Here is a 13038-nt window from a genome sequence, read left to right as displayed (position 1 = left end):
ATGCAAAAAAAAGCCTGCTATCTGGAATAGACAGCAGGCTTTGATTTTAATCTTCTTTTGGTTCTTGAATGTCACGCAACAGCGAATCAATTCGATTGCCGTAAGCAACCGACGAATCGATTTCAAAAGACAATTCAGGAGTTTTACGGAGACGGATCCGCTGCCCAATTTCGGAACGGATAAATCCTTTTGACTTCGTTAACCCAAGCAATGTCTGTTCTTTTGCGTGGTCTTCGCCTAAAACGCTGATGTATACAGTTGCCTGTTGGAGATCTCCTGTAACTTCAACATCTGTTACAGTGACAAATCCGATACGTGGATCTTTCAGTTTTCGGCTGATGATATCGCTAAGCTCTTTTTTCATCTGCTCAGCTACACGATTCGCTCGCATTGTCATTGCTAATCCACCTCGTTCTTACAAATATTCTTTTTCAATCTCCAAGCATTCCCAAGCAGGATTGCTTTCCAGATAGTAGAGAACTTGCGCCATTTCTTTATCTGCCACCTCTTTTGAGGATGACACAATCACAAAGGCAATGCGCGTTCGCTGCCAGACATTCTGATGATCAATCTCTGCTGCGGAAACGTTGAATTTCTGCCTGCTGCGGGTCAGCATGCTTTTAACCACTGCCCGCTTATCTTTTAACGAATGTGCCGTTGGAATGAAAAATTCGCATTCCATGTACAGGATCATTTACGTTCGATTTCTTCCATAACGTAAGCTTCGATAATGTCCATTTCTTTCACATCGTTGAAATTTTTGATGGTAATCCCGCATTCGTATCCTTTAGCCACTTCTTTAGCATCGTCTTTAAAGCGTTTCAAAGTATCAATTTCACCTTCGAATACAACAATGCCTTCACGGATGACGCGAACGCCGCTGTCTCTCGTGATTTTGCCTTCTGTTACATAGCTTCCGGCAATTGTTCCGACTTTAGAAACTTTGAACGTGCTGCGGATTTCAGCTTGGCCGATAATTTTTTCTTCAAATTCCGGATCAAGCAATCCTTTCATCGCAAATTCAATTTCTTCGATTACTTTATAAATGATGCGGTGTAGACGGATATCTACGCCTTCTGCATCAGCAGCGCGTTTCGCGTTTGCATCAGGACGGACGTTGAAACCTATAACGATGGCATTTGAAGCAGCTGCCAACGAAATATCAGATTCCGTAATGGCACCAGCGCCTGTGTGGATAATCTTCACATTAACGCCTTCAACATCAATTTTCAGAAGAGATGCAGCCATTGCTTCAACTGCTCCTTGAACGTCAGCTTTGACAATCAAGTTCAACTCTTTCATTTCGCCTTGCTTCAATTGATCAAACAAGTTATCAAGAGTTACCCGTGTTTTTTCAGAACGCTGAACTTGAAGCGCTGAAGTCGCACGCGTTTCTCCCACTTGACGAGCTGTTTTTTCATCTTCGAAGACAACAAAGCGATCTCCTGCTTGAGGTACATCATTCAAACCAGTGATTTCAACCGGTGTTGATGGACCAGCCTCTTTTACGCGGCGGCCAAGGTCAGATACCATTGCACGAACGCGGCCGAAAGTATTGCCGACAACGATTGGGTCTCCAACTTTTAATGTTCCATCTTGCACAAGTAGTGTAGCTACTGAACCGCGGCCTTTATCAAGCTCCGCTTCAATAACAGTACCAATCGCACGGCGTGCAGGGTTGGCTTTTAATTCGCCGACCTCTGATACCAATAAGATCATTTCAAGCAATGAATCGATGCCGTCGCCTTTCAAAGCAGAAATCGGTACGAAAATTGTGTCGCCGCCCCAAGCTTCAGGAACCAATCCATGATCCGTCAGTTCTTGCATAACACGGTCAGGATTTGCACTGGGCTTATCCATTTTGTTGACCGCAATGATAATTGGAACTTCTGCCGCTTTGGCATGGTTAATTGCTTCAACTGTTTGTGGCATAACGCCGTCATCAGCTGCAACAACAATAATTGCAAGATCCGTTACTTTTGCTCCACGAGCACGCATAGTTGTAAAGGCTGCGTGTCCCGGTGTATCAAGGAACGTGATTTTTTTGCCGTTATCGACAACTTGGTAAGCGCCGATGTGCTGCGTAATTCCGCCTGCTTCTCCTGCAGTCACTTTCGTGTGGCGGATTGAATCAAGCAAAGTGGTTTTACCATGGTCAACGTGACCCATGATGGTAACGACTGGCGGACGTTCTTGGTTAAGGCTTTCGTCTTCTGGTTCAAAGTAAACTTCAAGATCGGTTTTATCCACCAAGATCTCTTCTTCTACTTCAACCTCATACTCAGCACAAATCAATTCGATTGCATCTTTATCCAACTCTTGGTTAATGGTAGCCATTACCCCAAGCATAAATAACTTTTTGATGATTTCAGACGGCTCGCGTCCTAATTTTTTTGCCAGCTCAGCTACTGTCAATGACTCACTGAAAGTGATTTTAGCTGGTAATTCTTTTTCTTTTTTAGGCATTGGCGGCAACGGATTTACCGGTTGCTGCTGTTTCCCTTTACGGTTGCGGTTTTGGAAGCCGTTGCGGTTTCCGCCGCCTGGACGTCCTGAAGAACGCTGTCCTGGGCCTGCCGTAGGTTTAGCTGCTTTTGGCGTGAAATTTGACCCTGTTTTTGCAGGTGTAGTTGGTCGTTGGCCATTCCCTTGTGAACGGGATTGCCCTTGACTCGGTGCTGCTGCCGGACGTGATTGGCTTTGTCCAGATGGGCGCGACTGCCCGCCTTGTGACGGACGTGACTGCCCTTGGCTTGAAGGACGTGACTGTCCCTGGCTTGATGGGCGCGACTGGCCGCCCTGCGATGGACGTGATTGCCCTCCTTGCGATGGGCGTGATTGTCCACTTTGTGCCGGACGTGATTGTCCTTGGCTTGATGGACGTGATGGTGCTTGTGGACGCTGTCCAGCTGAAGCATTTTTGTATATGCTGTCCAGTTTCGATACAGCATTGTCTTCTAATGTAGCCATATGGTTTTGTACGGTAATATTATGTTTAGACAACTCATTAATAATCTCTTTGCTTGGCTTGTCTACCTTCTTAGCGTATTCATGTACTCGAATTTTGGTCATCTGCTCGCCCCCGATTAATTTCTTCGAATAAGCTGGTTATTTTTTTTGCAAAACCTTTATCGGTAATTGCAATCACTACCCGCTCTTCTTTGCCTATCGCATGTCCCAACTCGAAACGGGATGCAAAAACATGAACATCCACTCCATACGATTTGCATTTGTCGTGCAATTTTTTACTGGTGTTGTCTGAAGCATCTTCAGAGACAATTACTAATTTCGCTTTGCCTTTTCGGACTTCGTTCACGGTCATTTCTTCACCGGAAATGGTCATTCTTGCACGTGTAGCCAATCCCAGCAATTGAAGAATTTTTTGTTTAGTCATTATTTCAACTGCTCTCTGAGAACGACGCGAATTAACTCATCATAGATTTCGTCTGGAACCTTGACTTCCAAGTGCTTGTCCAGCACTTTCTTTTTACGGGCAGCCGCGATGGCATCTTCCGATTTCGAAACGTACGCGCCGCGTCCTGATTTCTTGCCCGTCAAATCGACAGATACTTCGCCTTCTTTTGAACGGACAACGCGGATCATTTCTTTTTTAGGATGCATCTCGCCTGTAGCTACACACTTCCGTAATGGAATTTTCTTTTGCAGAGCCAACGGACATCACCTTTTCTACATTATTCTTTTTCTTCGTAAAAATCAAAGTCGTCCAGTTCTTCACCGGATTCCACTAATTCGATATCAGCGTTCGGATTTGGATAAATTCCAAGTTCCCGCGCATCTGTTTCGCTCTTAATGTCGATTTTCCAACCGGTTAGTTTTGCTGCCAAACGCGCATTTTGTCCGCGTTTGCCGATTGCAAGAGATAATTGATAGTCTGGAACGACAACCGTAGTTGACTTCGCATCTTCATTCACTTGGACATCCAACACTTTGGATGGGCTAAGCGCATTTGCAACAAAGACAACGGGCTCTTCAGACCATTCCACAATATCAATTTTTTCTCCGCTCAGTTCATTGACGATTGTCTGAACACGGCCGCCTTTAGATCCAACGCATGATCCAACTGGATCGATGTCGTCACGATGAGCAAAAACAGAGATTTTTGAACGATCTCCCGCTTCGCGTGCAATCGACTTGATTTCAACAATGCCATCATAAATTTCAGGTACTTCGTTCTCGAACAAACGGCGAAGCAATCCTGGATGAGTGCGTGAAACAAAAACTTGCGGTCCACGCGTAGTGCGTTCCACTTTCGTGATATACACTTTGATGCGGTCATGCGGTTTGTAATGTTCATTTGGCATTTGCTCTGTCTGCGGAAGCACAGCTTCTACTTTGCCAAGGCCAACATAAAGGTTGCGTGCATCCATACGCTCGACGATGCCATTGACGATATCGTCAGCACGATCCACGAACTCTTCGAAGATTAATCCGCGTTCAGCTTCACGGACGCGCTGTGTAACCACTTGTTTCGCTGTTTGTGCAGCAATGCGCCCAAAATTGCGCGGCGTCACTTCTTCTTCCACAACATCTCCAAGCTCGTATGCCGGGTTGATCACTTTGGCGTCTTCCAAAGAAATGTGAAGGCGTTCGTCTTCGACTTCTTCCACTACATCTTTACGGGAATAAACCAGCATTGTGCCAGTGTTCAAGTTCAAATCCACACGGACATTTTGCGCTTGGTTGAAATTCCGTTTATATGCCGTTACCAATGCCGCTTCAATCGCTTCAATCAGAACTTCACGCGAAATCCCTTTTTGTTTCTCTAATACTTCAAAAGCATCCAATAACTCACTGCTCATTTATATTCACTCCCAGGTTCTTCAATCAGGTTTCACAGAAAAATCAATGGCCAAACGGATAACTGCAATCTTCTCTTTTGGAATGTTAATTATTTTTCTGCGTGTTTTGATTTTAATTTCAATTTCCACTTGTTCATCATCATAAGACTTTAAGTAACCTTCAAACTCTTTGGCGTCTTCAACCGGCTCATAAGTCTTGATATAAATAAATTTGCCGAGAGCTTTTTCGAAATCTTTTTCTTTCTTCAATGGACGTTCTGCCCCTGGAGATGAAACTTCCAGGAAGTAGTTTTGTTCGATCGGATCTAGCTGATCCAAAATCTCACTCAGCTTTTCACTTACCAACGCACATTGGTCAATGTCAATAGGTGCTTCCGGGTTGTCCACGTATACTCGTAAAAACCAGTCGCGGCCTTCTTTTAAGAATTCCACATCTACAAGTTCCAATGCCAATTCACTGGTAATGGGTTGTACTATCTGCTCGATTTGTTCTGTAATTTTGCTCATACATGCCTCCCGCCAATTTTATGCCATAACAAACAGAAAAGAGCGGGAGAACCCACTCTTCTGCGACAGAGCTATCAGTAAATGTTACTACAATAATACCACAAATGGCGCCATGGTGCAACTGGCTAGAACAACGACAGCTGGTTGGCCTCAGGCATCCCTTCGAGGCAGCCAAGATCGTCCATGTATTCGATGATTGTTTTCGAAACACGGCCCCGTTGCTGAAGGTCTTCCTTCGACAGGAATTCTCCGTGCTCGCGCGCAGCAACGATGGATTTTGCGGCATTGGTCCCTAATCCCGGAATGGCATTGAACGGCGGAATCAGGCTGTTGCCGTCAATGATAAACTGGTCGGCAGATGATTTATACAGATCCACCTTCTGGAATGTAAAACCGCGTTCCACCATCTCGAGCGTCAGTTCCATGACCGTCAATAAGTTCTTCTCTTTTGTCGATGCTTCCAATCCTTTGGCATTGATTTCATCAATTTTGGCTCGGATGGCATGGGACCCTTTGGCCATCGCTTGAACATCAAAATCTTCCGCCCGAACCGTAAAGTAAGCTGCATAGTAAAGAACCGGGAAATGCACTTTAAAGTAGGCGATCCGTACTGCCATCAATACATATGCAGCAGCGTGGGCTTTCGGGAACATATACTTGATTTTTTTGCAGGATTCAATATACCAGTTTGGTACGCCTTCTTTTTTCATCGCTTCTTCGAATTCCGGCGTCAAGCCTTTCCCTTTACGGACAGACTCCATAATTTTAAATGCCAATGAAGATTCCAGCCCCTGATAAATCAGGTAGACCATAATGTCATCCCGGCAGCCGATGACATCGGACAGCTGGCAAGTTCCGTTTTGGATCAGTTCCTGCGCATTGCTCAGCCAGACGTCCGTCCCGTGGGACAGTCCGGAAATTTGGACGAGCTCCGAGAATGTGTTCGGCTTTGTTTCTTCCAGCATCTGGCGCACAAAGCGCGTGCCAAATTCCGGTATGCCCAATGTTCCGGTTTTGCAGCCAATCTGCTCTTTGGTGACTCCAAGCGATTCTGGACCGGCGAATATTTTCATGACTTCCGGATCGTCTGTTGGAATAGTCTTCGGATCGATGCCGGATAAATCCTGAAGCATGCGGATAACGGTTGGGTCATCATGCCCGAGTATATCCAGCTTCAGTAAATTATCGTGAATCGAATGGAAATCAAAGTGAGTCGTTTTCCATTCTGAATCCTGGGCGTCTGCCGGAAACTGAATCGGAGAGAAGTCGTAGATGTCCATGTAGTCCGGAACAACGATAATTCCCCCTGGATGTTGTCCGGTGCTTCGCTTAACGCCCGAACAGCCTTGTACAAGGCGATCAATTTCAGCGCCTCTCAGCGTCATCTCCCGGTCGTTCGCATAGCCGCGCACATAGCCATAGGCTGTTTTTTCAGCAACCGTTCCGATGGTCCCAGCACGGAACACATTGTCTTCCCCGAATAATTCTTTCGTGTAATTATGGGCTTTCGACTGATATTCACCGCTAAAGTTTAAATCGATATCGGGAACTTTATCCCCTTTGAATCCTAGGAACGTTTCAAATGGTATGTCCTGCCCCTCTTTTTGATAGGGCACGTCGCAATCCGGACAATTTTTGTCTTTCAAATCAAATCCAGAGCTGACGGAACCGTCATCGAAAAACTCCGATTTTTTGCATTTTCTGCAAATATAATGCGGCGGCAGCGGGTTTACTTCTGTGATTTCCGTCAATGTCGCAACCAGCGAAGAACCGACCGAACCACGGGAACCGACCAGATAGCCATCATCCAGGGATTTTTTAACGAGTTTGTGCGAAATCAGGTAGATTACCGCAAATCCGTGCCCGATGATGGATTTCAATTCTTTTTCAATACGGGCTTCCACGATTTCAGGCAAAGTCGGACCGTAAATTTGGTGAGCCATGCCATAGCTTAACTCCCTGACTTCTTCGTCAGCGCCTTCGATTTTAGGCGTGTACAGTTCATCTTTGATCGGCTTCACAACATCAATCATCTCAGAAATTTTCACCGAGTTCGCTACTACAAGCTCATGTGCTGTTTCACTGCCAAGAAAATCGAAAGCATCCAGCATTTCACTGGTCGTACGGAAATGCACTTTCGGCAATTTGTGGCGGTTCAAAGGATTTGCCCCGCCTTGAGATCCAATCAGCACTTGACGGAAAATCGCATCTGTCTCGTCCAAGTAATGAACATTACCGGTGGCCACGAGCGGAATTTCCAACTTGCGGCTGATTTTCACGAGTTTGCGGATAATGTCTTCCAAATTCCATTCATCGCGAATCATTTCGCGTTCAATCAAATGGGAATAAACTTCTTTTGGATGAACTTCTAAATAATCATAGAATTGCGCTGTCTTTTCGACTTCTTCCATCGACTTTTGCATGACAGCTTCAAAAACTTCACCTTTGTCGCAGCCGGAACCGACCAGCAAACCTTTGCGGTGTCTTTGAAGAAGCGAACGCGGAATGCGCGGCACTCGGTAGAAATAATCGATATGCGACGCAGAGACCAGTTTGAAAAGGTTTTTCAACCCTTCATCATTTTGCGCCAACAGCGTACAATGGGTTGGCCGCGAACGCTTGTAAGCATCGCCGCTGCCGACATAATCGTTCAGTTGGTCATGATACAGGATGCCTTTTTGATCGGCTTCTTTTAGTAAATAAGTCAATAAATACGAAGTCGCTTCGGTATCATAGATGGCACGGTGATGCTGGGTCAATTCAATGCCGAATTTTTTGGCCAATGTATTCAACCGGTGATTTTTCAACTCTGGATGAAGCATACGTGCCAATTCCAATGTATCGATGGTCGCGTGCTTCGTATCAATGCCGAACTTTTTATAGCAGACATACAGAAAGCCCATATCAAAAGATGCATTGTGGGCGACCATAATATGGTCACCTGCCCATTCGTGGTATTTGCGGATCACTTCTTCCACTTCCGGTGCATTTTTGACCATATCATCGGTGATTCCGGTCAAGTCAATCGTCGTGGACGACAATTCGTGATGCGGATTCGCAAAGCTCTCGAACTTATCAATGATCTGGCCGCCTTTGATCTTCACTGCAGCAAGCTCAATGATAGTATCGTAAACAGCAGACAATCCAGTTGTCTCCAAGTCGAACACCACGAAAGTCTCTTCTTCGAGTAAAGCATGGCGCTCTTCGTAGGCAATCGGCACACCATCATCCACTAAATTCGCTTCCAGGCCAAAAATGGCTTTAATGCCATGTTTTTTGCTTGCAGCATAGGCATCCGGAAACGACTGGACACCAGCATGATCCGTAATAGCGATGGCCGGATGCCCCCATTTAGCGGCTTGGCTGACCAACGACTCAACAGACGAAACTGCGTCCATTTGGCTCATCGGCGTATGCAGATGCAGCTCAACCCGCTTTTCTTCAGCTGTATCCCGGCGAAGCTCGGGTTTGATTTCGACCATATCCTGCGCCATCATCACCAAATCACGCACAAAAGTGTCGGTTTGGATCGATCCGCGCGCTTTCAGCCACATGCCTTTTTTGGCATTTGCCATCAGCTCGGCATCTTCTTTGTCACGTGAGAACATTTTGACAAGAATCGAATCCGTATAATCGGTGATTTTAACCGTCAACAAGGAACGCCCGCTTCGAAGCTCTCTCACTTCTGCATCAAAAACATAGCCTTCGATCGTTACGCGGCGCTCTTCATCAACAATGGATTTGATCTCGGAAATGGTTTCATCCGGTTTGATGGCAGACCCCATCTGGAATGGCCCCGCAGGAGCACCGTTTTCTTTCCGGTCTGTTTCCCGTTTTTTCATATCGGACAGCGCTTTTTTCGCCATTTCTTCTTCTTCTCTTAGGCGTTCGGCCATGAACGCTTCATGAGCGGCTTCCTGGTTTTCGTCCGACAGTTGGAAATCGATCGCAACGTGAGGAAAACCAAACTGCTGATAGACTCCTGCCAGCTTGTCGCTGTATTTGGATTTCAATGCCATCATTTCGTGCTGGTGATTGCACTGCAGCATCAGCTTATTGCCGTTCCATACGGGCGCCTGTGACAGGAGCCGATCGCGCAGCGGCGGCGCCATGTCTGCCAGTTCTTCAACGGCATATTTCCAATAACCCATGACCAGCTCTTCTTGAACCGTTTCCTGAGCAGACTCAATGTTCAACTGGATCGAAGCAATCGGAGAAAAGGTGCTATACAAACGTTGCTTTAATAATAGGTACAATTCGATTGGTAGGATGCCTTTCACTTTCACAAGAAATTTCCAGGACCGCTCTTTTTTGTGGACGGTCATCCGAGTCAGTTCAGCCTCTTCGAAAAAGGGCATATGGACATCGTCCGTTAAGTCGAGATGCTGAAGCAGCAATTTAAAGCGCATCTTAGGATCTTGCTGGTTTGTCATAATTATCCCCTTCATGGTAGTGATTTAAGTAAACGTAAATGCCTGTTGCCTTATTGGCATTGGAACTTGAGCAATTTATATGTTGAACTAATGAATGTAAAGCTGCAACTTCTTGAAAACTATATAAGGCATTTTTTCGCAAAAGCGAGCAGAAAAAGAAAGGAAAGTACATAATGTACTTTCCTTTCATCATATCAGATTTTGCTGTTATTTTTTAAAAAACTGCTGCAATTGATCGAGCAATTCTTCACGCGTCCATTCGAATGTTTCACCGGTCCGCCGTATTTTGACTTCCAGGATTCCTTCAGACGCTTTTTTGCCGATGGTGATGCGGATCGGCAAACCGATCAAATCTGCATCCGTGAATTTTACGCCCGCCCGTTCTTTGCGGTCATCGAGCAGCACTTCGTAGCGGTTGGATTTCAGCAATGTGTACAGCTCTTCTCCAAGCCCGCGCTGTGCATCGTCTTTAACATTAACCGGCACCAGGTGGACCTCATAAGGAGCTACAACATCCGGCCATGTAAAGCCATTGTCGTCCTGGAACTGTTCAGCAATTGCTGCCATGACACGAGACACGCCGATTCCGTAGCACCCCATGATATATGGCATCGCTTTGCCCTGATCGTTCAGGAATGTGCCTTTCAGCGGAATGCTGTAGGTCGTGCCTAATTTGAAGATGTGACCGACTTCGATGCCTTTAGCAAATTGGATTGTCCCTTGTCCGTCAGGAGAAGCATCGCCCTCTTGAACAAAGCGCAGGTCATGATAGGCAGGAACCGTAAAGTCTTTTCCAGGAGTGACGTTCTTATAATGATGACCGCTTTCGTTGGCTCCCGTCACTCCGTTGACCATAGTTTCGACTGCATGATCTGCAAACAATCGAACGTCTTCTGGCAGGTTGATTGGGCCAAGCGAGCCGATATCGCAAGACAATAATTGCTGAACTTCTTCCGGCGTCGCCATTTCAATCACTTTGGCACCTGTTGCATGTTTGACTTTAACGTCATTGATGTCATGATCGCCTCTTGCCAAAACAATGACCAATTCCTCGTCAGCTTTAAACACAAGCGTTTTAATGCATTTTTCAGCAGAGATTCCAAGGAATTCTGCTACATCAGAAATGGTATTTTTGCCTGGTGTCGCCACTTTTTCCATCGTTTTAGGGGTTTCATTTGAAACTGGGTAGGAAACGTTAACTGCGGCCATTTCGATATTGGCTGCATAAGAAGATGTATCTGAATAGGCAATCGTGTCTTCGCCAATTTCCGACAGCACCATGAATTCATGGTTGTCTTTTCCGCCAATGGCACCCGAATCCGCTATGACTGCCCGGAAATTCAAGCCAAGACGTGTAAAGATGTTGGTATATGCCTGCATCATAACGTCATATGTTTCATCCAGGCTCTCAGTAGTAGCATGGAAAGAATAAGCATCTTTCATCAGGAATTCACGTCCCCGCAACAAACCAAAACGTGGGCGCTTTTCGTCTCTGAACTTTGATTGTATTTGGAAGAGGTTCAAAGGGAGCTTCTTGTACGATTTGATTTCATCGCGCAGGAGGCTCGTAATAACTTCTTCGTGTGTCGCCCCCAGTGCAAATTCGCGGTCATTGCGGTCTTTCAAACGCATTAATTCGTCGCCATATGAATACCAGCGTCCGGATTCCTGCCACAGTTCCGCCTGCTGAAGTGCAGGCATGAAGATTTCAACGCTGTTGGCGGCTTCCATTTCTTCACGGATTACGCTTTCAACTTTTTGAAGGACGCGCTTGCCGAGCGGCAGAAACGAATAGATGCCACTGGTGTTTTGACGGATAAAGCCTGCACGCAACAAGAGCTGATGCGATTTCACTTCTGCATCGGCGGGAGTTTCGCGTAAAGTTGGGATAAAAGTTGCTGTTTGTTTCATTCCAGAATACACCTCAACTGACTATAGAATTTTTATTGATGAATTAAAAGTTCAGGACAGGCAAAGTTGACTGCCTGTCCGGTAATGCCCCATCGCTTATATTAAAAGAAATACCTTTGGATATCGTTCCAAGTGACGACAATCATCAACAGCATCAGGAGCATGATTCCAACAAAGTGAACCATTCCTTCTTTTTGCCGATCAACCGGTTTGCCGCGCACTGCTTCAAGAATGAAGAACATTAGACGTCCTCCGTCAAGTGCAGGAAGCGGCAGAAGGTTCATGATTCCTAAGTTTATGCTGAGCATGCCAGCCCAGCTCATCAAAGTAAAGAATCCATATTGCGCGACTTCTTCTGTCGTTTTGTAAATTCCAACCGGACCTGACAAGGCATCAATCGTAAATTGTCCTGTTACCAGCATTCCCAACAATCGGAAAATTTCCTTGAACCAAAAGATGGTTTGCTCAGCACCGTAGACAAAAGACCCGAGAAAATCTTTTTCAACCGGGCTTTGGTAAAGTACGCCAATAACACCGATTTTTTCAGGGGATTGTTCTGAAATTTCAGGTGTAATAGTGAAGTTTAACAGCTCACCGTCACGGTCAACATTAAAATCAAGCGGGTTGCCGGCATTGCTCTGAACCGACTCAACCAGTTCGTCCCATGTGCCAATCGGATTCCCTTCAATTTCAGTGACCAGATCACCATTTTGCATTCCAGCTTCTGCTGCCGGACTTTCTTCTGTCACTTCGGTAATGACAGGTTCAAAAGTCGGAACGCCCTGCATCATGCCAAGCGCCGTAAAAATCAGAAACGCCAGGATAAAATTGAAGAGCGGTCCTGCAAAAATCGTCATAAAACGCTTTCCAACTGATTTTGAATCGAACTGGCGGTCATAAGGAGCCAAAATGGTTTCCCTGCCATTTTCCTCTACAACCGCATCGCGTGCCACTTCAATACGCACCAGTTTTTCATCTTCATCGTAGCCTTTAATCCATAGGTCTTTTTCCAGATCTGCTTCTTCTACTTCAAGAAACAGGATTTCTGGATAAACATGCTTTTGGTTCATGATGATCTTTTTAGCCTTGCCTTCTTTGTTTAACAAAACGCCGATGCGATGGCCTGCCTGGAGGTGGATAGTATCCATATCTTCGCCTGCCATGCGCACATAGCCGCCAATCGGCAGCAAACGCAAGGTGTAAAGTGTTTCTCCTTTGGTAATGCCCAAAATTTTCGGACCCATTCCTATCGCAAATTCCCGGACTAAAATGCCTGCTCGTTTTGCGAAAAGAAAATGGCCAAACTCATGAAAAAATACTAAAGCACCGAAAATTATTATAAACGATATAACTGTTTCCATTATGAA

General features: G+C 45.7%; 10 protein-coding genes. All 10 read right to left on the bottom strand.

The window, feature by feature from the left end; genetic code table 11:
- Positions 1-46: 46 nt before the first annotated feature.
- The 10 genes from rbfA to rseP all read right to left on the bottom strand — a co-directional run bounded on the left by rbfA (position 47) and on the right by rseP (position 13032).
- Positions 47-397, bottom strand: a complete 351-nt coding sequence (rbfA, locus tag GJB59_RS17405; protein ID WP_142826545.1) for a 30S ribosome-binding factor RbfA — start codon at positions 395-397, stop codon at positions 47-49.
- Positions 398-415: 18 nt separating this feature from the next.
- Positions 416-694 (bottom strand): DUF503 domain-containing protein, encoded by a 279-nt coding sequence (locus GJB59_RS17400; RefSeq protein ID WP_142826546.1) that lies wholly within the window; start codon positions 692-694, stop codon positions 416-418.
- Positions 691-3072: a translation initiation factor IF-2 gene (gene infB, locus GJB59_RS17395; RefSeq protein WP_142826547.1), complete on the bottom strand. Its 2382-nt coding sequence runs from the start codon at positions 3070-3072 to the stop codon at positions 691-693. Before infB ends, GJB59_RS17400 begins: the two co-directional genes overlap by 4 nt.
- Positions 3050-3394, bottom strand: coding sequence for a YlxQ family RNA-binding protein (locus tag GJB59_RS17390; RefSeq protein ID WP_142826548.1), 345 nt, complete (start codon positions 3392-3394; stop codon positions 3050-3052). The genes infB and GJB59_RS17390 overlap by 23 nt, the downstream gene beginning before the upstream one ends.
- Positions 3394-3672, bottom strand: a complete 279-nt coding sequence (gene rnpM / locus GJB59_RS17385; protein WP_142826549.1) for an RNase P modulator RnpM — start codon at positions 3670-3672, stop codon at positions 3394-3396. Before rnpM ends, GJB59_RS17390 begins: the two co-directional genes overlap by 1 nt.
- A gap of 20 nt (positions 3673-3692) precedes the next feature.
- Entirely contained in the window at positions 3693-4820 is a 1128-nt protein-coding gene (gene nusA, locus GJB59_RS17380) for a transcription termination factor NusA (RefSeq protein ID WP_142826550.1), read from the bottom strand.
- 21 nt (positions 4821-4841) lie between these two features.
- Positions 4842-5327, bottom strand: coding sequence for a ribosome maturation factor RimP (gene rimP / locus GJB59_RS17375; protein ID WP_142826551.1), 486 nt, complete (start codon positions 5325-5327; stop codon positions 4842-4844).
- Positions 5328-5452: 125 nt separating this feature from the next.
- On the bottom strand, positions 5453-9760 hold the full coding sequence (locus tag GJB59_RS17370) for a PolC-type DNA polymerase III (RefSeq protein ID WP_142826552.1): 4308 nt from the start codon (positions 9758-9760) through the stop codon (positions 5453-5455).
- 207 nt (positions 9761-9967) lie between these two features.
- A complete protein-coding gene (locus tag GJB59_RS17365) occupies positions 9968-11671 on the bottom strand; it encodes a proline--tRNA ligase (RefSeq protein ID WP_142826553.1) in 1704 nt (567 codons plus the stop codon).
- 101 nt (positions 11672-11772) lie between these two features.
- Entirely contained in the window at positions 11773-13032 is a 1260-nt protein-coding gene (rseP, locus tag GJB59_RS17360) for an RIP metalloprotease RseP (protein ID WP_142826554.1), read from the bottom strand.
- Positions 13033-13038 lie beyond the last annotated feature (6 nt).

Source organism: Planococcus soli (assembly GCF_016881065.1).
Taxonomy (GTDB): Bacteria; Bacillota; Bacilli; order Bacillales_A; family Planococcaceae; genus Planococcus; species Planococcus soli.
Note: the sequence above shows the minus strand (reverse complement) of the source record. Positions and strands in the feature narration are given on the sequence as shown.

Coding starts and splice junctions, on each gene's coding strand:
- GJB59_RS17370 (WP_142826552.1), bottom strand. CDS start 9,760: ATGACAAACCAGCAAGATCCTAAGATGCGCTTTAAATTGCTGCTTCAG.
- GJB59_RS17365 (WP_142826553.1), bottom strand. CDS start 11,671: ATGAAACAAACAGCAACTTTTATCCCAACTTTACGCGAAACTCCCGCC.
- rseP (WP_142826554.1), bottom strand. CDS start 13,032: ATGGAAACAGTTATATCGTTTATAATAATTTTCGGTGCTTTAGTATTT.
- GJB59_RS17390 (WP_142826548.1), bottom strand. CDS start 3,394: ATGACTAAACAAAAAATTCTTCAATTGCTGGGATTGGCTACACGTGCA.
- rbfA (WP_142826545.1), bottom strand. CDS start 397: ATGACAATGCGAGCGAATCGTGTAGCTGAGCAGATGAAAAAAGAGCTT.
- GJB59_RS17400 (WP_142826546.1), bottom strand. CDS start 694: ATGATCCTGTACATGGAATGCGAATTTTTCATTCCAACGGCACATTCG.
- nusA (WP_142826550.1), bottom strand. CDS start 4,820: ATGAGCAGTGAGTTATTGGATGCTTTTGAAGTATTAGAGAAACAAAAA.
- rimP (WP_142826551.1), bottom strand. CDS start 5,327: ATGAGCAAAATTACAGAACAAATCGAGCAGATAGTACAACCCATTACC.
- infB (WP_142826547.1), bottom strand. CDS start 3,072: ATGACCAAAATTCGAGTACATGAATACGCTAAGAAGGTAGACAAGCCA.